This window comes from Pseudomonas sp. BMS12 (genome assembly GCF_001592875.1).
Classification (GTDB): Bacteria; Pseudomonadota; Gammaproteobacteria; order Pseudomonadales; family Pseudomonadaceae; genus Aquipseudomonas.
Map to the genome: position 1 here is coordinate 19,391 of NZ_LSOF01000005.1, position 18,893 is coordinate 38,283.

At 63.7% G+C, this 18,893-nt stretch carries 20 protein-coding genes; 10 read left to right on the forward strand and 10 right to left on the reverse strand.

All coding sequences use genetic code 11. The annotated features are described in order from the left end of the window. Positions 1-50 precede the first annotated feature (50 nt). From AYB31_RS03520 to AYB31_RS03540, 5 genes are all read right to left on the reverse strand, one after another. Positions 51-1,127 (reverse strand): polyamine ABC transporter substrate-binding protein, encoded by a 1,077-nt coding sequence (locus AYB31_RS03520; protein ID WP_068825858.1) that lies wholly within the window; start codon positions 1,125-1,127, stop codon positions 51-53. 46 nt (positions 1,128-1,173) lie between these two features. Next, entirely contained in the window at positions 1,174-1,515 is a 342-nt protein-coding gene (locus AYB31_RS03525) for a cupin domain-containing protein (protein ID WP_068825860.1), read from the reverse strand. A gap of 27 nt (positions 1,516-1,542) precedes the next feature. Further along, positions 1,543-2,949 carry an NAD(P)/FAD-dependent oxidoreductase gene (locus AYB31_RS03530; protein ID WP_068825862.1) on the reverse strand — a complete coding sequence of 469 codons (1,407 nt, stop codon included), beginning with the start codon at positions 2,947-2,949 and terminating at the stop codon, positions 1,543-1,545. A gap of 47 nt (positions 2,950-2,996) precedes the next feature. Next, the gene (locus AYB31_RS03535) at positions 2,997-3,821 is read right to left on the reverse strand and encodes a helix-turn-helix domain-containing protein (RefSeq protein WP_068826784.1); all 825 of its coding nucleotides are present in this window, start codon (positions 3,819-3,821) and stop codon (positions 2,997-2,999) included. Positions 3,822-3,883: 62 nt separating this feature from the next. Beyond that, positions 3,884-4,663 (reverse strand): AraC family transcriptional regulator, encoded by a 780-nt coding sequence (locus AYB31_RS03540; RefSeq protein ID WP_068825864.1) that lies wholly within the window; start codon positions 4,661-4,663, stop codon positions 3,884-3,886. A 221-nt stretch (positions 4,664-4,884) separates the two neighbouring features. Here AYB31_RS03540 and AYB31_RS03545 point away from each other — a divergent pair, with 221 nt between their 5' ends. Genes AYB31_RS03545 through AYB31_RS03555 form a run of 3 tightly spaced genes read left to right on the forward strand, consistent with a single transcriptional unit; the run spans position 4,885 to position 7,142 of the window. Then, positions 4,885-5,823: a triacylglycerol lipase gene (locus AYB31_RS03545; RefSeq protein WP_068825866.1), complete on the forward strand. Its 939-nt coding sequence runs from the start codon at positions 4,885-4,887 to the stop codon at positions 5,821-5,823. Between the two features lie 54 nt (positions 5,824-5,877). Beyond that, complete coding sequence (locus AYB31_RS03550; RefSeq protein WP_068825867.1) at positions 5,878-6,897, forward strand: lipase secretion chaperone; 1,020 nt, start codon at positions 5,878-5,880, stop codon at positions 6,895-6,897. Between the two features lie 26 nt (positions 6,898-6,923). Further along, positions 6,924-7,142 (forward strand): DUF2970 domain-containing protein, encoded by a 219-nt coding sequence (locus tag AYB31_RS03555; RefSeq protein ID WP_068825869.1) that lies wholly within the window; start codon positions 6,924-6,926, stop codon positions 7,140-7,142. Positions 7,143-7,145: 3 nt separating this feature from the next. Here the strand turns inward: AYB31_RS03555 and AYB31_RS03560 are convergent, their stop codons facing one another. Then, positions 7,146-8,207, reverse strand: coding sequence for an ABC transporter substrate-binding protein (locus AYB31_RS03560; protein WP_068826786.1), 1,062 nt, complete (start codon positions 8,205-8,207; stop codon positions 7,146-7,148). Positions 8,208-8,647: 440 nt separating this feature from the next. Between AYB31_RS03560 and AYB31_RS03565 the strand changes: the two genes are divergently transcribed. Further along, complete coding sequence (locus AYB31_RS03565; RefSeq protein WP_068825870.1) at positions 8,648-10,306, forward strand: nitrite/sulfite reductase; 1,659 nt, start codon at positions 8,648-8,650, stop codon at positions 10,304-10,306. Next, positions 10,290-10,787: a DUF934 domain-containing protein gene (locus AYB31_RS03570; protein WP_068825872.1), complete on the forward strand. Its 498-nt coding sequence runs from the start codon at positions 10,290-10,292 to the stop codon at positions 10,785-10,787. The genes AYB31_RS03565 and AYB31_RS03570 overlap by 17 nt, the downstream gene beginning before the upstream one ends. Before the next feature lie 64 nt (positions 10,788-10,851). Here the strand turns inward: AYB31_RS03570 and AYB31_RS03575 are convergent, their stop codons facing one another. Then, complete coding sequence (locus AYB31_RS03575) at positions 10,852-11,436, reverse strand: TetR/AcrR family transcriptional regulator (protein WP_068825873.1); 585 nt, start codon at positions 11,434-11,436, stop codon at positions 10,852-10,854. Between the two features lie 101 nt (positions 11,437-11,537). Between AYB31_RS03575 and AYB31_RS03580 the strand changes: the two genes are divergently transcribed. Beyond that, positions 11,538-11,975: a hotdog fold domain-containing protein gene (locus AYB31_RS03580; RefSeq protein ID WP_068825875.1), complete on the forward strand. Its 438-nt coding sequence runs from the start codon at positions 11,538-11,540 to the stop codon at positions 11,973-11,975. A 53-nt stretch (positions 11,976-12,028) separates the two neighbouring features. Here the strand turns inward: AYB31_RS03580 and AYB31_RS03585 are convergent, their stop codons facing one another. Both AYB31_RS03585 and sohB read right to left on the reverse strand, forming a co-directional pair. Then, positions 12,029-13,018: a YhdH/YhfP family quinone oxidoreductase gene (locus AYB31_RS03585; protein ID WP_068825876.1), complete on the reverse strand. Its 990-nt coding sequence runs from the start codon at positions 13,016-13,018 to the stop codon at positions 12,029-12,031. Between the two features lie 24 nt (positions 13,019-13,042). Continuing rightward, the gene (sohB, locus tag AYB31_RS03590) at positions 13,043-14,065 is read right to left on the reverse strand and encodes a protease SohB (protein ID WP_068825878.1); all 1,023 of its coding nucleotides are present in this window, start codon (positions 14,063-14,065) and stop codon (positions 13,043-13,045) included. A gap of 363 nt (positions 14,066-14,428) precedes the next feature. On the opposite strand from sohB, the gene AYB31_RS03595 reads away from it, so the two are divergent. The 4 genes from AYB31_RS03595 to AYB31_RS03610 all read left to right on the forward strand — a co-directional run bounded on the left by AYB31_RS03595 (position 14,429) and on the right by AYB31_RS03610 (position 17,569). After that, a complete protein-coding gene (locus tag AYB31_RS03595; RefSeq protein ID WP_068825879.1) occupies positions 14,429-15,139 on the forward strand; it encodes a histidine phosphatase family protein in 711 nt (236 codons plus the stop codon). A 60-nt stretch (positions 15,140-15,199) separates the two neighbouring features. Continuing rightward, positions 15,200-15,514: an SCP2 sterol-binding domain-containing protein gene (locus tag AYB31_RS03600; RefSeq protein WP_068825881.1), complete on the forward strand. Its 315-nt coding sequence runs from the start codon at positions 15,200-15,202 to the stop codon at positions 15,512-15,514. A gap of 197 nt (positions 15,515-15,711) precedes the next feature. Then, positions 15,712-16,779 carry a phosphotransferase family protein gene (locus tag AYB31_RS03605; RefSeq protein WP_068825882.1) on the forward strand — a complete coding sequence of 356 codons (1,068 nt, stop codon included), beginning with the start codon at positions 15,712-15,714 and terminating at the stop codon, positions 16,777-16,779. Positions 16,780-16,801: 22 nt separating this feature from the next. Then, positions 16,802-17,569 carry an SDR family oxidoreductase gene (locus AYB31_RS03610; RefSeq protein ID WP_068825884.1) on the forward strand — a complete coding sequence of 256 codons (768 nt, stop codon included), beginning with the start codon at positions 16,802-16,804 and terminating at the stop codon, positions 17,567-17,569. A 171-nt stretch (positions 17,570-17,740) separates the two neighbouring features. On the opposite strand, the gene AYB31_RS03615 is transcribed toward AYB31_RS03610, so the two are convergent. Further along, the gene (locus AYB31_RS03615) at positions 17,741-18,889 is read right to left on the reverse strand and encodes an acyl-CoA dehydrogenase family protein (RefSeq protein ID WP_068825886.1); all 1,149 of its coding nucleotides are present in this window, start codon (positions 18,887-18,889) and stop codon (positions 17,741-17,743) included. Positions 18,890-18,893: the final 4 nt, after the last annotated feature.

Sequence of the window (18,893 nt, forward strand, 5' to 3'; positions counted from 1 at the left end):
AAGACAGAAGGCCCGCTTGCGCGGGCCTTCTGTGGGTGAATCGAACGGTCTCAGGTACCGCTCTTGACCTTGGTCCAGATGCGCGTGCGCACCCGGTCGATCTTCAGCGGCATGGCTTCCAGGGCATAGAGCTTGCCCATGATCGCCTCCGGCGGGTAAACGGTGGGGTCGTTCTTCAGCTTGGGGTCGACCAGGTTGTCGGCCTTGGCGTTGCCGTTGGCGTAGTGCACATGGTTGCTGATGTCGGCCATCACCTGCGGTTGCAGCAGGTAGTTCATGAAAGCGTAGCCAGCCTCCTCGTTCGGGGCATCGACCGGCATGGAGACCATGTCGAACCAGATCGGCGCGCCTTCCTTGGGAATCACGTACTCGATTTTCACCCCGTTGGCGGCTTCGTCGGCACGGCTGCCGGCCTGCATGATGTCGCCGGAGAAACCGACTGCCACACAGATGTCGCCGTTGGCCAGGTCGCCCACGTACTTGGAGGAATGGAAGTAGCTGACGTTCTTGCGCATCTCCATCAGCAAGGCCTCGGCCTTCTTGTAGTCATCCAGGTTCTGGCTGTGGTGCGGCAGGCCCAGGTAATGCAGGGCCATCGGCAGCAGCTCCGGGCCGTTGTCGAGGATGGCCACACCACACTTGGCCAGCTTCTGCAGGTTTTCCGGCTTGAAGATCAGGTCCCAGGAATCGACAGCCACGCCTTCGCCGAGCACCGCCTTGACCTTGTCGACGTTGTAGCCGATGCCGGTGCTGCCCCACAGGTACGGGAAGCCGTGCTGGTTACCCGGATCGTTGGTTTCCAGTGCCTTCATCAGCACCGGATTGAGGTTGTCCCAGCCGGGCAGCTTGCTGCGGTCGAGCTGCTTCAGGGCGCCGCCCTGGATCTGCCGGGCCATGAAGTGGTTGGAGGGGAACACCACGTCGTAGCCCGAACGCCCGGCCATCAGCTTGGCATCGAGGGTCTCGTTGCTGTCGTAGACGTCGTAATGAGCCTTCTGGCCGCTGGCCTTCTCGAAGTTCTTCAGGGTGTCCGGGGCGATGTAGTCGGTCCAGTTGTAGATGCGCACGCCATCGGCGGCCTGGCTGGCGGATGCGATCAGCATCAGCGGGAGGAGTTTCTTCAGCATGCTTTACCTCATTGATTGTTCTTGTAGGCAGATATGAAGGGGGGGCTCAATAGATCAGTACGTAGGTCTTACGCACCGTTTCTTGTATGTCCCAGATGCCGGTGGTGTTGGCCGGCATCATCAGCGCGTCGCCGGCCTTGATCTCCATCGGCTCACCGCCGTCCGGGGTGAAGGTGCAGCGCCCGGCGATGAAGTGGCAGAACTCCTGGTGCACGATCTGCCGGCGCCAGCGCCCCGGGGTGCATTCCCAGACGCCAGCCTCGACGCCGTCGTCGCGCTCGACGCTGGTGGTCGACGCCACAGCCACCGGCTCGCCGAGCGGAACGGCGACCGGGTTGGACTCTTCCAGCACCAGGCTGGCGGTGTTCTTGAAGTGGTTGATGGTCATGACGTTCTCTCCAAAAAAATCGCGCGGTCAGCGCATGAAGCCTTCCATGAAGCCCGCCACCTGCTGCGCCAACCGCCGGCGCCAGGGAGCGCTGTGCGGGTTGGCCAGAACCCGGTCTTCATGGACAAAACTGCGGATGATGGCGTTGTAGCCCAGCCAGCGGCAGGGTTCGGGTTCCCAGCCACGCAGCTGCTTCAGGTTGCTGTCGCTCAACACCCAGGGCTGGCGGGTCAGCTCGGTTTCGCGGCCGAGAATCAGGTCGGCCAGCGTGCGCCCGCCCAGGTTGCTGGCGCCGACACCCTCGCCGCCGTAGCCGCCGGACAGGGCAATGCCGTTCTTGCGGTCGCGCAACATGTGCAGGTGGAAGTTGCGCGACATGCCCAGGTTGCCGCCCCAGGCGTGGCTCAGGCGGACGTTGCGCAGCTGCGGGAACAGCTCGCCGAACAGGTAGCGACGTAGCTCGCGCTCGTCCATGGACAGGTTGAAGTCGGCCCGCAGCTGGCCGCCGAAGCGATAACCGCCGCGCGCGCCAAACACCAGGCGATCGTCCGCACTGCGCTGGGCATAGGTGACCTGGCGGCTGGACTCGCTGAACGCCTGGCCACGGTCCAGGCCGATCTGCGCCCAGACATCCTCCGGTAACGGCTCGGTGGCCACCAGCAGGCTTTGTACCGGCAACTGATAGCGCCCCAGCGGCGGCAGACTGGCGGCATAGCCTTCGACGGCCGGCACCACCCAATCGGCACGCACATGGCCTTGCGCGGTGCGCACCTGCCCGGGCTGCCAGTCGATCACCCGGCTCTGCTCGTAGATTTCCACGCCCAGCGCCTCGACGGCGCGGGCCAGACCACGCACCAGCTTGGCCGGCTGGATGGTCGCGCAGTGCGGGGTGTAGATGGCGCCATAGGCATTGCTCAGGCGCAGCTGCTGGGCCAACTCGTCGGCGCTCAGCCAGCGATAGTCCTGCTCACTCAAACCGTCGGCATGCAACTCGCGCAGCCATTCGCGTTGACGCACTTCCTGCTCCGGGTAACGCGCCGCGCAATACAGCACGCCGCCCTTGCGGTAGTCGCAGTCGATGCCTTCGCGCTGCAGCACCGCGCCAACCTCATCGGGGATACCGTGCAACAGATCGAAGCCCGCCTTGCGCTGCTCCGCCGGCAGGCCACCGAGCAGGCGATCCTCTCCGAGGATATTGCCCATCAGCCAGCCACCATTGCGCCCGGAGGCGCCGAAGCCGGCAGTCTCGGCCTCCAGCACCACCACCCGCAGCTGCGGTGCCTGGCGCTTGAGGTAGTAGGCGGTCCACAGCCCGGTGTAACCGGCGCCGATGATTGCCACATCGGCCTGCAGTTCGGCCTGCAAACTCGGGCGGGCCTGCAGCGGCTCGTCGAGCTGGTCCATCCACAGGCTGATGTTGCGCCAGGAAGTCATCGGGGTGTCTCCGCCAATCAATCGATGGCGCAGACTAGTCAGCCGACTCAGGCTTTGTCTTGCGTGCGGGCCCGCGAGGAAATTTGCTTGAGGTAAGCCTTGGGCGTCATGCCCATGCGCTCGCGAAAGCATTTGTAGAAGGCCGACAGCGAATTGAAGCCGGCGGCAAAGGCCAGCTCATCGATACGACCGGAGTCACTGCCGGCTTCCAGGCCATCGAGCAGATGCTGCAGGCGCGCCTGATTGACGTAGCGATAGAAGCTCTGCCCCAGCACCTGGTTGAGCAGATGGGAAATCTGGTTGCGGCTGTAGCCGGTGGCGGCGGCCACCTGCTGCAGATCCAGCTCCGGGTCGAGGAAGGGTCTGTGCTTGTGGAAGTAGTCCTGCAGATCCTGCGCCAGCAGGCTCAGCTGGCGCGCGGACAGGCCCAGGCGGCTGGTCGCTGGCCGTGGCGAACCACGCCCCTCAGCACTCCCTGGGGCCTCCCGCACCAGCGTCGCGTATTCGTTGATGCGCCAGATCAGGCCCTCACGTACGGTGATCGACTCGCCGGTACGAAACGCCACCAGCCCCTCACCGCCAAGCACCCGCGTCTGGTACTGGATAAACGCGGTGTGGCCGTCGATACGAATTCGGTCGACATGCTCCAACAGCTCGCCGGGACGCCGCGGCAGGTTGTTCTCCACATACTCACGCAACTCGCCCAGGCGCATGCAGCGCTGCTGGAAGAAGTCGTTGTACTCGATATCCGGGTGATACAGCGCCAGCACCGCTTCCAGGTCACGATGCTTCCAGCTCAGGTGGTAGCGCAGGATGGTCTCGCGGGTGCGCTCGGTCTGCGCCGCGTCGTCGGGGAAGTCGCTGTCGTGCATACGGGTATGGGCCAGGGAGAACGCCGCCAGCTTGCCCGAGTCGTCGTTCCTGCTCAATGCCGCTAACCGGCGTAAAGCCGGGCGCCGCCGGGATGTGCCAGCACGGTCGACGGGCTCATGCCGATGATGGTGCGAAAGGTATGGCTGAAATGCGCCGAATCGGTGAAACCGGCAGCCACCGCCGCATCGGTGAGGCTCATGCCGCGCGCCACGCCGACGCTGGTGACGAACAGGCGGTGCCACTGGCGGTAGCGACGGATGGGGATGCCGATCTTCTGGCGGAACAGCTGGGTCAGGCGTGGCACCGAGAGGCCGACCTGCTCGGCGAGAAAGGCGATGGACTGGTTGCATGCCACATCCGCCTTGATCAGCTCCACGGCGCGGACGATGCGCGGGTCGCAGGCAAAGCCGACAGGAGTCTGCTGCTGCGGATTGATCAACTGCTCCAGCCAGTCCCAGACCACCTGCGGTTCGGCACAGCTGCGGTGCAGCGCATCGAAGCGCGCGATGCAGGCACCCTCGTCGTCCAGAGCGAAGCGCACACCGCCGCACTCGCTGGCCATGCGCGGCGCCAGCAGGGCGTGATCCTCGCCGAATACGTCCAGGTAACAGATCGCCACCCGCGAGCCCTGGCCGTGCACGACCAACTCCAGGCCGGCGGGGAGCAAGGCGCTGCGACAGTGGATGTCGGTGCCTTGGCTATGGATCAGCAGCTCGCCATCCAGGCTGAACAGCAGCATGGCCGCAGCCTGTTCCAGCTGCAGCGGCGCAGAGAACGGACTGAGGTGGAAGGTGCGTTTGTCCCACAGATAAAGCAGGACCGGAGCATCGCTCGCCGGCATGGACGTATCTCGCCCTTGTTGTTTTTGTGGCCGCAGGGTTAGCACAGGCCGACAGTCGATGGAAGCGCGGCCGCGAACGTCGTCACAATAATTTGTGTTGCGGCGCTGCGATTTCATCAGTTCTTACAAGCCGGGCCGGGACACGAGTGTTTTCATGGCCGCCACCTCGCTGCTGTGTGCGGGGCTACAAAAACAACAATGAACACACAGGTACAACCCCCATGAAAAAGCTGCTCGTCCCGGCGCTGGCCACTCTCGGCCTGTGCGTTGCCATGTCATCCCAGGCTGGCACCCAATCGCAAACCAAGAACCCCATCGTCCTCGTCCCCGGCATCTTCGCCTTCGACAGCATCGCCTTCGTCGATTACTGGTACAAGATTCCCAGTGCCCTGCAGAGCCAGGGCGCCAAGGTCTACGTACCGAAGATCAACGCCTTCGACAGCTCGGCCAAGCGCGGTGAAGCACTGATCGCCCAGTTGGAACAGATTCGCGCCGCTTCCGGTGGCAGCATCAAGAAGTTCAACCTGATCGGCCACAGCCAGGGCGGCCTGACCACCCGTTACGTGCTCAACGTACGCCCCGACCTGGTGGCCTCGGTGACCACCCTGAACTCGCCGCACAAGGGCTCGCCCCTGGCCGACCTGGTGACCGGCGTGGCTCCGCCCGGCAGCCTGCAGGGCGTTGCTTTCGACGTGTTCGCCAACGCCGTGGGCAACCTGGTCAATCTGCTGTCGAACAACAAGAAGAGCCCGTCGGACGTGCGCGCCATGCTCGCCGAGTTCAACAAGAACGGTGCTGCGTCCTACAACCAGCGTTACCCCGTGGGCGTGCCGAGCACTGCCTGCGGCCAGGGCCCGGAAACCGTCACGGTGAACGGCAACAGCGTGCGCTTGTACTCCATGAGCGGGACCGCGCCACTGACCAATGTGCTGGACATCTCCGACCCGCTGTTCACCGTCACCTCGTTCGCCTTCAACGAGGCCAACGATGGCGTTACCGGGCGCTGCTCCAGCCACTTCGGCAAGGTGCTCAAAGACAACTACACGATGAACCACCTGGACATCAACAATCAGGTGTTCGGCCTGGTGTCGCTGTTCGAGACCAACCCGAAGACGGTGTTCCAAAACCAGGCCAACCGCCTGAAGAACCTCGGTTTGTAATGCCTGAGCGGGCATGGTGCCGCCCCTCGCCATGCCCGCCACGAGGAATATTCGATGCCCAAGCGAATCATCCCGGCCGCCCTGGCCGTCGGTGCAATCACGGTCGGCGCCACCTTGCTGCTCTACCAGCCTGCGCCCCTGCCCTCGCCCTCGCCTGCTCCCGTTATGCAATCCGCGCCGAACGATGCCCGCAGCCAGCAGGCCCGTGCGCTGAACCAGCAATTGCGCGCCACGCCAGCCACGGCGCTTAGCGATCCCGGCCCATTGCCAGCCTCGCTGCAGGGCGCCAGTCACGGCGTGATTCTGCACAGCGACGCCCAGGGCAACCTGATGTTGCAGGCGGATGTGCTGCACCTGTTCGATTTCTACCTGGCCGGCCGCGAAGAGGAAGGCCTGGACAAGGTACTGACCCGTATCCACCAGGCCCTGGCTGCCCAGTTGCAAGGCCAGGGCCTGGAGCAGGCACGCGATCTGCTGCGCCGCTATGTGGATTACCGCATCGCCCTGCAGAACCTGCCGGAAGCCGGCGCGGAGCTGGATGCCGGCGCACTGCGTCTGCGCTTGGACGCCATCAACGGTGCGCGCCAGCAGTTCTTCAGCCGCGAGGAGTACGCCGTGTTCTTCGCCCGCGACAATGCCGAGGACGAATACATGGTGCAGCGCCTGGCGATGGCCCAACAGGATGGACTGAGCGACGCGCAACGCCAGCAGGCACTGGCCGAGCTGGAGCTGCAACTGCCGGAAGATGTGCGCCGGGTACGCGCCGAGAGCGTGCGCTACGGCGAGCTCTATGCCGAGACCCTGGCGCTGCAGGAGCAAGGCGCCAGCGCCGAGGAAATTCGCCAGCTGCGCGAGCAGAGCCTGGGCAGCGAGGCCGCCGACGCTCTGGCCGAGCTGGATCGCCAGCAGGCCGCCTGGCAGCAACGCCTGCGTGACTACGCCAGCGAACGCAACCGCCTGCGCGCCGCCGGACTCAGCCAGACCGACCTGCAAGCGGCCATCGCCAGCCTGCAGAGCAGTCGCTTCGACGAACTGGAGCGCAAACGGGTGCAGGCACTGGATAGCGACCTCTGAGCTACGCTGAGCGCAGGAGGTGGCTCATGACCCCAGACAAAGACGACAAACCGCTGACATTCCGCGAGATGCTGCAAAGCGTGCTGGCCGCCGCCTTCGGCGTGCAGAGCGGCAAGAACCGCGCGCGCGACTTCAGCCGCGGCAAGCCTAGCCACTTCATTGTGCTCGGGGTGCTGTTTACCGGAGTGTTCGTGCTGGTGCTGTTTGCGCTGGTCAAACTGGTGCTGCATCTGGCCGGCGTGTGAATCTCACTGCAGCAGACTGTCAATGGAGCAGCTGTAGCGATGCATCTGCGGATTGCGAGTGGCGCTGAAACGCTTGAAGTCCAGGCCCATATCCGCACGCGCCAACCTTTTCAACAGGCGTGCCGCCTGCTCTCGATCCACCAGACGCAGCAACCTAGCCAGCTGATCCTTGCCACCGCGCTCGGCAAAGTCCAGCCCTGTGGCGTGGTCATGCAGCATGACCAGCGCGCAGCCGCCCAGGATGAAATGCCCCGTCGCCAGCACATCGACCTTGCCGTCGATACGTGCCTGCAGAGCCTCCGGCGAACTGTTCAGAGCCGTGTAGCGCAACTGCCGGCCTTGCTCCTGGGCCGCCTGCATCACGCCGAAAGCCATCTCGTCATTGGTTGACCACACCAGGCTGACCTGCGGATAACGTGGCAAAACGCCAAGCGCCTGCTCGTAGGCACGCTGGCGCCGCCACTCTCCGTACAGCAACTGGCGCAAGCGCATCTGCGGCTGCTCAGCCAGGGCTCGCTGCAGACCAAGCTCGCGCAGGGTCGCCGACGGAGTGTTCTTCACACCGGAAAAGCCCAGCAACTCCGCGCCCTGAGTGGGCGCAAGCGCGAACAGCGCCCTGGCCATCAAGTAGCCGGCCTCCTCGTCGTTGGGCACCAGGCTGCCAATCCAGTTGGCGTATTTGCTACGAGTCCCGCCGACAAGCGCCTGCTGCTCGGCGGTCAGCGTACTGTGCAGGGAGAACAGGCGAATGCTGCTGCCTTCGAACAGGCGCAGGATTTCCGGGCCGGTGTACGATTCGTTGGTGAAGATCAGGTAGTCGGGTTTGCGCTTGCGCTCCAGCACACCGCGCGCCTGACGCAGGATGTTCTCGGCACTGCGCTCGCCGTACAGCACCTCAAGCTGCATGCCCAGGTCACCGGCAGCATCTTCCATATAGCGGGCGTAGTCGACCCAGAAGCGCTCGTGGGAAAAACCAGGGTTGAGAAAAACCACCGAGGCGGCCTGAGCGGATGCCCAGCCACAGCTGAGGATGCAGATCAGTAACGCACGAAGGAACGACACGATGAGCCTGAGCCTTGGGGTTTTCCGGCGAAGTATACAGGGCAGATCCAGTCGAGCATGAAAAAGCCAGTGCTGACGGCAGTCGAGCACTGGCTTGGTACCCCTCGCGACTACTGGTGGCTGACCCAGAACACCGCCGTGGTCACGACTATCAGTATCAGTGCGAAGATGGCCCATGCGTCGATGACGCTGTCATTGCTCTGTTCGGTCATGACTGCCCCCCTTGTTGTGATTATCGGCCCTAGGCAGTTAAGACCAGGTATGCAGCCGCCTCAAGCTCTGCACCTCGCTTATCACTTTTAGTGAAGTGCATATATAGAAACATCACTTTTGCGCATATTGCGTTGCTGTTATCGTGCCCGCCTCTGCCAGCAGAGCGCGTTGCCGTGCGCGAAACGAGCCTCAGCTGCCGATGAAGCAGCAGCCTGAATAACAGGACCCTTATGTACGTATACGACGAATACGATCAGCGGATCGTCGAGGACCGCGTCAAGCAGTTCCGCGACCAGACCCGCCGCTACCTGGCCGGTGAATTGTCCGGCGAGGAATTCCGCCCCCTGCGTCTGCAGAACGGCCTCTATATCCAGCGTTTCGCGCCCATGCTGCGCATCGCCGTGCCTTACGGCCTGATGTCTTCGGCCCAGGTGCGCATGATGGCCAAGATCGCTCGCGACTACGACAAGGGCTACGCGCACATCAGCACCCGGCAGAACGTGCAGTTCAACTGGCCGGAGCTGGAAGACGTGCCGGAGATCCTCGCCGAGCTGGCCACCGTGCAGATGCATGCCATCCAGACCAGCGGCAACTGCATCCGCAACACCACTACCGACCAGTTCGCCGGTGTGGCCAAGGACGAGATCGTCGATCCGCGCCCCTGGTGCGAAATCATCCGCCAGTGGTCGACCTTCCACCCCGAGTTCACCCACCTGCCGCGCAAGTTCAAGATCGCCGTCAACGGCGCCGTGAGCGATCGCGCTGCCATCGAGGTGCACGACATCGGCCTGGAAGCGGTGCAGAACGAGGCCGGTGAACTGGGCTTCCGCGTTTCCGTCGGCGGCGGCCTGGGCCGCACCCCGATCGTCGGCAGCTTCATCAACGAGTTCCTGCCGTGGCAACACCTGCTCGGCTACCTCGACGCCATCCTGCGTGTGTACAACCGCTATGGCCGTCGCGACAACAAGTACAAGGCGCGCATCAAGATCCTGGTCAAGGCGCTGACCCCGGAAGTCTTCGCCGAGAAGGTGAACGCCGAGTTCGCGCATCTGAAGGATGGCCCGACCACCCTGACCGAGGCCGAAGTCGCCCGCGTCGCCGCCCACTTCGTCGACCCGGCCTATGTCGCCCTGGCCGACCAGGACGCCGAACTGGCCGCCCTCGACGCCCAGCACCCGGGCTTCGCCCGCTGGCGCCAGCGCAACACCTTCGCCCACAAGAAGCCGGGCTACGTGGCCGTGACCCTGTCGCTCAAGCCCACCGGCACCGCCCCTGGCGACGTGACCGACAAACAGCTGGATGCCATCGCCGAGCTGGCCGAGCGCTACAGCTTCGGCGAAGTGCGCAACAGCCATAACCAGAACATCATCCTCGCCGATGTCGAACAGCAGCAGCTGTTCACCCTGTGGGGCGAACTGCGCGAACTGGGCTTCGCCACGCCGAACGTGGGTCTGCTGACCGACATCATCTGCTGCCCGGGCGGCGACTTCTGCTCGCTGGCCAACGCCAAGTCGATTCCGATTGCCGAAGCCATCCAGCGCCGTTTCGACGACCTCGACTACCTGTTCGACATCGGCGACATCGACCTGAACATTTCCGGTTGCATGAATGCCTGTGGCCACCACCACGTTGGCCACATCGGCATTCTCGGCGTGGACAAGAAGGGCCAGGAGTTCTACCAGGTTTCGCTCGGTGGCAGTGCCGGCCGCGAGGCCAGCCTGGCGCAGATTCTCGGCCCATCCTTCGCCCAGGACGATATGGCGGACGTGGTCGACAAGATCATCAAGGTCTACGTCGAGCAACGCACCGAAGAAGAAAGCTTCCTCGATACCTTCCGCCGTGTCGGCATCGATCCGTTCAAGGAGCGCGTGTATGCAGCGAATCATTAAGAACGGCCAGATCCTCGACGAGACCTGGCACCTGCTGCCCAAGGACGCCACGCTCGACGGCATCTCCAACTGCGACGACCTGATCGTACCGCTGGCCCTGTGGCGCGAGCACGCGCATGCCCTCAAGGCGCGCGACGGTGGGCTCGGCGTGTGGCTGGATGCCGGCGAGGAAGTCGAGGAAATCGCCGACCAGCTGGACAGCTTCCAGGTGATCGCACTGAACTTCCCCGCTTTCACCGACGGCCGTCACTGCTCCAGCGCCTATCTGCTGCGCACCCGCTACGGCTACAAGGGCGAAGTGCGCGCCATTGGCGATGTGCTGCGCGACCAGTTGTTCTCCTACCAGCGTGTCGGCTTCGATGCCTTCGCCCTGCGTGCGGACAAGGACCCGGTCGATGCGCTGAAGGCCTTCGAGGAGTTCGGCGAGGTCTACCAGGCCTCCGCCGACCAGCCGCAGCCGCTGTTCCGCCGCCGCGCCTGATCCAGGCCAGCAGCATGAAAAAGCCCCGCCAAGTGCGGGGCTTTTTCATTCCAGGCCCTCGCCCCTAAGGGTTTGCCCGCACACTCTCCCAGGCCAGCTCAGCCAGCAGCTCGCGACAGTCGGCCAGCTCGGTCTGGGTACGCCCAGCCAGCCAGTTGCGGGCGAAGTCGTGGGCTGGCCCGATGATCACCGAAGCGAAGCAATCCGCCGGCATGACCTTGAACAGCCCCTGCGCGCGGTAACCGGAAAGCGCCTCGAAGATGCGCTGAAAGTGCAGACGATTGACCTCGCGCAGCTCCGCGCCGAGCTCGCTGGCCTCGACCCGACCCCGGCTATGCAGAATGAAGCGCGCCCAGTCCGGATTGGCCGCCACCCAGTCGATGTAGCTGGTGACCAGCAGCTTGACGCAGGCTTCGGCGCTGTCGGCCGTGGCGAAGCCCTGCTCCAGCAGCTCCGCGTATTCGCCCGTACCCGCCAGGTACAGGGCGCCGATGATGCGTTCCTTGTTGCCGAAATGATGGTAGAGGCTGCCGATGCTGGCACCGGAGCGGTCACGGATCATCTCTATCGTGGTGGCATCCACGCCATTTTCGGTGAAGCAGGCCAGGGCGGCCTGGAGGATTTCGTCCTTGCGGGAACGGCGGGCCATGGAGCCTCCGATTGATTAGAATAATTTTCTAGAATTTAATTCTGATATTCGTATACTGCCTCGGCGCGCGCTTCTCTTCAATCTCAGTTCAGGAGCACCCCATGAGTCAGATGATGCAGATGTACCAGCAGGTCGGCCCCGCCCAGTTCAGCAGCATGATCGGTCAGGTCGCCCCCTACTTCGCCAGCATCGCCCCGCAGTTCGTCGAGCTGCGCCCGGGCTATGCCGAAGTCGCTTTCCCCAAACGCCGTGAAGTGCTCAACCACATCGGCACCGTGCATGCCATTGCCCTGTGCAACGCCGCCGAACTGGCCGCCGGCACCATGACCGACGCCTCGATTCCCAAGGGCTGCCGCTGGATTCCGCGCGGCATGACGGTGGAATACCTGGCCAAGGCCGATGGCGATATCCGCGCCGTGGCCGATGGCAGTGCCATCGACTGGAGCCAGACGGGTGACGTGAAGGTGCCGGTCATGGCCTATGTCGGCGAGAAGCCGGTGTTTCGTGCCGATATCACCATGTACGTCAGCCAGGCCTGATCGCCCAAACGAAAAGGCCCGGATCAACCGGGCCATTTCCTGCGCACATCTGCTTAGCCGAGGTTGACCAGCACCCGACCGACCATCTTGCCGGCGAGGATCTGCTCGATCGCCTTGGGCAGTTGCTCCAGGCTGACCTCCTCGGCCAGGCTCTCCAGGTTGCCGAGCTTCCACTGCAGGGACAGCTTGTCCCACATGGAAGCCTTGACCACCAGGGGCAGCTCTACCGAATCCACGCCCAGCAGGTTGACCCCGCGCAGGATGAAGGGCGCCACGCTGCCCTTGAAGCCCATGCCGGCGGTCAGGCCACAGCAGGCGACACTGCCACCGTAGCGCAAGGCCTTGACCACGTTGAACAGGATATCGCCGCCGACGGTGTCCACCGCCCCGGCCCAGCGCTCCTTGAGCATGGCCTTCTCGGTACCTTCCTGCAGTTCCTCGCGCGTGACGATCTGACGAGCACCCAGTTGGCGCAGGAACTCGCCCTGCTCGGCCTTGCCAGTGGCTGCCGCCACGTCGTAACCCAGGCGCGCCAGCAGTGCCACGGCGATGCTACCGACACCGCCGGTGGCACCGGTGACCAGCACCGGGCCGGCGTTCGGCGTCAGGCCGGCCTGCTCCAGCTTGTCCACGCACAGCGCGGCGGTCAGGCCGGCAGTGCCGAGCAACATGGCCTCGCGCAGGCTCAGGCCCTTGGGGCGCTTGATCACCCAGGCGGCCGGCACGCGAATGTACTGACCGAAGCCGCCAGCCGTGTTCATGCCCAGGTCGTAACCGGTAACGATCACCTCATCGCCAGCCGAAAATTCCGCCACGGCGGACTCGGCCACCACGCCGGCGGCATCGATGCCCGGGGTATGCGGGAAGCTGCGCGTCACCCCGCGGTTACCGCTGGCCGACAGGGCATCCTTGTAATTGAGCGAGGAATACTGCACGCGGATCAGCACCTCGTCGGCCGGCAGTTCGGCGGTGTCGCGCTGGACCACTTGGGGCACGAATGTGCCGTTTTCTTCGCTGACCAATAGTGCCTTGAACGAACTCATGAGGCTCTCCTAGCAGAAATCCGATTACCAGAAACGTTGTTGGTTGAGGCGGCTCCACCAATTCAGCAGAACCCGGTCGACCGTGGTGCTGGCGGCCAGGCCGAAGCGCTCCGGCAGGCTCTTCTTCTGCGCATAGTGCAGGTGGAACAGCTCCGCTTCGCGAACACGCTCGGCCAGGTACTCGTCGCTGGTCTTGAGCTCGTCCACCAGATGCTTGTTCAGTGCCGAAATACCCAGCCACACCTCGCCGGTGGCGATCTCGTCGATATTCAGCTGCGGGCGGTAGCGGGCGACGAAGTTCTTGAACAGCTCGTGGGTGATCTCCAGGTCTTCCTGGAACTTCTCCCGGCCCTTGTCGGTGTTCTCGCCGAACACCGTCAGGGTGCGCTTGTATTCACCGGCGGTCAGCACCTCGAAGTCGATATCGTGCTTCTTCAGCAGGCGATGCACGTTGGGTAGCTGCGCAACCACGCCGATGGAGCCCAGGATGGCGAAGGGGGCGCTGAGCACCTTGTCGCCGATGCAGGCCATCATGTAGCCGCCGCTGGCCGCCACCTTGTCCACGCAGACGGTCAGCGGCACGCCGGCCTGGCGAATACGTGCCAGCTGTGAGGCGGCCAGGCCATAACCATGGACCATGCCGCCGCCACTCTCCAGCCGCACCACCACCTCGTCCTGCGGCGTGGCCAGGCTCAGCAGCGCGGTCACCTCATGGCGCAGGTTGTCGGTGGCCGAAGCCTTGATGTCACCATCGAAATCCAGCACGAATACCCGCGGTTTGTGCTGGCCTTCCTTCTTGTCCTGTTTGGCCTGCTTGGCCTCGGCCTTGCGCTGAGCCTTGAGCTGCGCCTTGTCCAGCAGCTCATGCTCAAGACGCTCGCGCAGCGCCTTGTAGAAGTCATTGAGCTTATCGACCTGCAGCTGACCACTGCCCTTGCCACGTCCCTTGCCGCGCAACGCAGCGATGGTCAGCAGCACCACAACGATCGCAATCACCACGGTCAGAGTGCGAAGCAGAAACTCCGCGTAATCCACCAGAAACTCCACACCACCCCCTCATCACATCCTGTTTATCCGGCGCCGTAGCCGACACCCAACCGCTCCAAGCATACGGCCCCGGAGGCAGCCGGCCAACCGCGCAAATCGGCTTTAGAGCCCGTTCAAAGTCTGCTGCGCGTCGGCCCTGCGTCGTTAGGAACAGGCTCGGCCTACTCATTCATCACTCGCAAACTGCGCGCCCTCACCTCTCAGCAGGGGCGCCCAGCACTAGCCAGGCTCTAGCTCGCGAGCCTTTGAATAGGCGTTTCGATGGATCAGAACAGATTCAAACAAGCGTATGTTTTTTCGTTGACAGGGGCCCGATTCAGCCCCTAACCTCGCGAAACTTCAAGCCGCCAGGGCGACACAGACGTGGGTAGCATCTATCTCATTCGACATGGCCAGGCCTCCTTCGGCGCCGATGATTACGACGTGCTGTCGCCGCTGGGTATTCGCCAGGCCGAAGTGCTCGGCGATCACCTGGCCCGGCTCGGCATCCGCTTCGACCGCTGCCTGAGCGGCGACCTGCGCCGCCAGCAGCATACTGCCAGCGCCGCGCTGCAGCGTTGTGTGGCGGCGGGGCTGCCAGCCCCCGAGCTGGAAATCGACCCGGCCTTCAATGAATTCGACGCCGAAGCCGTGATCGAAGGCCTGCTGCCAGCCATGCTACCGGACGAGCCGGACGCCATGACCATCCTCGGCAACCCCAAGGAAAACCGCGCCGCCTTCCAGCACCTGTTCGCCCGCATCATCCACCGCTGGGTTCGCGGCGAGCACGATCAGCCCAACCACGAAACCTGGCAAGGCTTTGTCGATACGGTGCGCGGCGGGCTTGAACGTCTGCTCGCCCAGGCCGAGAAACGCGACAACATCGCCGTGTTCACCTCCGGCGGCACCATCACCGCCCTGCTCCACCTGATCACCGCGATGCCGGCGGACAAGGCGTTCGACATGAACTGGCAAATCATCAACACTTCGCTGTCGCGCCTGCAGTTTCGCGGCAGCGAGGTGACCCTGGCTTCCTTCAACAGCCGTGTGCATTTGGAGCTGTTGGAGGCCCCGGAACTCATCACTTATCGCTGAGTACCGGCCCACAGCGGCCCGCAAGGCCGCCAGCAACCCTTGATAAAAAGGACAGAAACCATGAGCTCCGTTGCCGACATCATCAACACCATGCAATCCAAGTTCAACGCCAGCGCCGCTGCCGGCCTGGACCTGGTGTTCCAGTTCAACATCGAAGACGGCGACAACTACGCGCTGATCGTCAAGGACGGCACCTGCGACGTGCAACAGGGCGACAACCCCAACGCCAACGTCACCCTGATCATGGACAGCGCCACTCTGGAAGGCATCGCCACCGGCGAAACCGACGGCATGCAGGCCTTCATGGGCGGCAAGCTGCGCGCCGAAGGCGACATGATGCTGGCCATGAAACTGGCCGAGCTGTTCCCGGTATAAGCCCTCAGGCGCGACCGAGAAGTCAGAAAAACCGGAGTCCCAGACTCCGGTTTTTTTTCGCCCGCCAGGTGAATCAGAGCCCTTGATCGGTTACCAACAACCAAATCTATAACGCTGTGCTTTGCTTGTTAGGGCCAGCAGGCAACATTAGATTAGCCAATAATTGACGCCCCCCATCATAAGCAGAAGGGATAAGCATGACGCTGACAGACCAGTCCACCGGCATCCGCGAAGGCGAAGAGCTCGATGCCGCGCAGATCGACCCGTACCTGAAGGCGCATATCCCGGGCCTTACCGGCGAGCCTCGCATCAGCCAGTTCCCCGGTGGCGCCTCCAACCTGACCTATCTGCTGGAATACCCCAACCAGGAATTCGTCCTGCGCCGCCCACCGTTCGGCCACAAGGCCAAATCGGCACACGACATGGGCCGCGAGTACCGCATCCTGAACCAGCTCAACGCCGGTTTCCCCTACTGCCCCAAGGCCTACGTGCACTGCACCGATGAGTCGGTGATCGGTGCCGAGTTCTATGTGATGCAGCGAGTCAACGGCATCATCCTGCGCTCCGACATGCCGGCCGAGCTGAACTTCAGCGCCGAGCAGACCCGCGAGCTGTGCAAGAGCTTCGTCGACAAGATGGTCGAGCTGCACAACGTCGACTACCAGGCCTGCGGTCTGGCCGACCTGGGCAAGCCGGAAGGCTACGTGAAGCGCCAGATCGAGGGTTGGAGCGACCGCTACGAGAAGGCCCTGACGCCCGACGCGCCGACCTGGGAACCGGTCAAGGCCTGGCTGCGCGAGAAGATGCCGGCCGACCACCACAAGCCGGGCATCGTGCACAACGACTACCGCTTCGACAACGTGATCCTCGACCCGGCCAACCCGATGCAGATCATCGGCGTGCTGGACTGGGAGCTGACCACCATCGGCGACCCGCTGATGGACCTGGGCAACACCCTCGCCTACTGGATCGAAGCCGACGACCCGCAGCCCATGCAGCTGATGCGTCGCCAGCCGAGCAACGCGCCGGGCATGCTGACCCGCCAGGAGTTCGTCGACTACTACGCCGAACGCGCCGGCATCCAGATCGATAACTTCGACTTCTACTACTGCTATGGCCTGTTCCGCCTGGCCGGCATCGTGCAGCAGATCTATTACCGCTTCTTCCACGGCCAGACCAAGGACAAGCGCTTCGCCCAGTTCATCATGATGAACAAGTTGCTGGAGCAGGCGGCCCTGCAGGTCATCGGCAAATCCACCCTCTAACCCCCGGCTCAAGGTAACCAGAATGTCCAAGACCCACCTGTTCGACCTCGACGGCAAGATCGCTTTCGTTTCCGGCGCCAGCCGCGGCATCGGTGAAGCCATCGCCAAACTGCTGGCCCAGCAAGGCGCCCACGTGATTGTCTCGAGCCGCAAGATCGACGACTGCCAGAAAGTTGCCGACGCCATCATCGCCGACGGCGGCCAGGCCACCGCCATCGCCTGCCACATCGGCGAGATGGAGCAGATCCAGAACGTGTTCGCCTTCATCCGCGAAAAATTCGGTCGCCTGGACATTCTGGTCAACAATGCCGCCACCAACCCGCAGTTCTGCAACGTGCTGGATACCGACCTGGGCGCGTTCCAGAAGACCGTCGACGTCAACATCCGCGGCTACTACTTCATGTCCATCGAAGGCGGCAAGCTGATGAAAGCCAACGGCGGCGGCTCGATCATCAACGTCGCGTCCATCAACGGTGTCTCTCCGGGCGAGTTCCAGGGCATCTACTCGGTGACCAAGGCCGCCGTGATCAGCATGACCAAGGTCTTCGCCAAGGAATGTGCGCAGTTCGGCATCCGCTGCAACGCCCTGCTGCCGGGCCTGACCGACACCAAGTTCGCCTCTGCGCTGACCAAGAACGACGCCATCCTCAACGTCGCCCTGCAGCGCATCCCGCTCAAGCGCGTGGCCGAGCCGAGCGAGATGGCCGGTACCGTGCTGTACCTGGCCAGCGATGCGTCCAGCTACACCACCGGCGTGGCGCTGAACGTCGACGGCGGCTTCCTCTCCTGAGGATTTGCCGCGCATAAGAAAGGGGCCTGCGGGCCCCTTTCTCATGGCTGATATGCCGCGACTCACCGCCTCTTGTGGGAGCGGCTTTAGCCGCGATTGGGCCCCTGCGCTGCCCGCTGATCGCGGCTAAAGCGGATTGCCGCCCAGCCACTCCCACAGGCACCTGCAATCCTACAGCCCCATCTGCTTGCTGATGATCTCGTTCATGATCTCCCGCGAGCCGCCGCCGATGGAGAGGATGCGGTTGTCGCGGTACAGGCGCTCCACCAGCGATTCGCGCATGTAGCCCATGCCCCCGAGGATCTGCACGGCGTCATAGGTGATGCGGTCGGCGACGTCGGTGGCGAAGTTCTTGGCCATGGAAATTTCCTTGATCACGCTTTTGCCGGCAGCCATCTTCGCCGCCTGGCGGTAGGTGAACTCGCGGGAAACCTCCAGCTGCGTCGCCATCTCCGCCAGACGGTGCTTGAGCACCTGGAACTTGCCGATCGGCTTGCCGAAGGCCTCGCGCTCGCGAGCCCAGCTCATGGCCTCCTCCAGCGCCATCTGCGAGGTCATGTTGGCCATCAACGCCAGGCTCAGGCGCTCGCTCTGGAAGTTGGCCATGATGCAGGCGAAGCCCATGTTCTCGGCGCCGATCAGGTTCTCGACCGGCACTTGGCAATCATCGAAGAACAGCTCGGCCGTGTCCGAGGCGCGCCAGCCCATCTTCTTCAGCGAGCGGCCGACCGTGAAGCCTGGGGTACCCTTCTCGATCAGCAGCAGGCTCACACCGCCGAAACCCTCGCCGCCGGTGCGCACCGCCACGGTGTAGTAGTCGGCCCGCACGCCGCTGGTGATGAAGGTCTTGCTGCCGGTCACCCGATAGTGGTCGCCGTCGCGCACCGCACGGGTCTTGAGGCTGGCCACGTCGGAGCCACCGGAAGGCTCGGTGACCGCCAGCGCCATGATCTTTTCGCCAGCCAGCACCGCCGGCACCACCCGCTCGCGCAGCGCCGGCTTGGCCCACTTCAGCACCGGTGGCAGGCCGATATCCAAGGAGCCGAGACCGGCAACCAACCCGCCGGAGCCGGAGCGCATCAGCTCCTCGCTGGCCGCCACCTTGGCGAATAGATCGCCTTCATGGCTGCCACCGAACTGCTCCGGATAGCCGATGCCGAGAATGCCGGCGGCGCCGGCCTTGCAATACAGCTCGCGGGGGAATTCCTCAGCCTCCTCCCAGTCCGCCACATGGGGCAGGACTTCGCGCTCGATGAAGCGGCGCACCGAGTCGCGCACCAGTTGATGGGATTCGTCGAAGTATTCCTGGAAAGCGGACATGCGG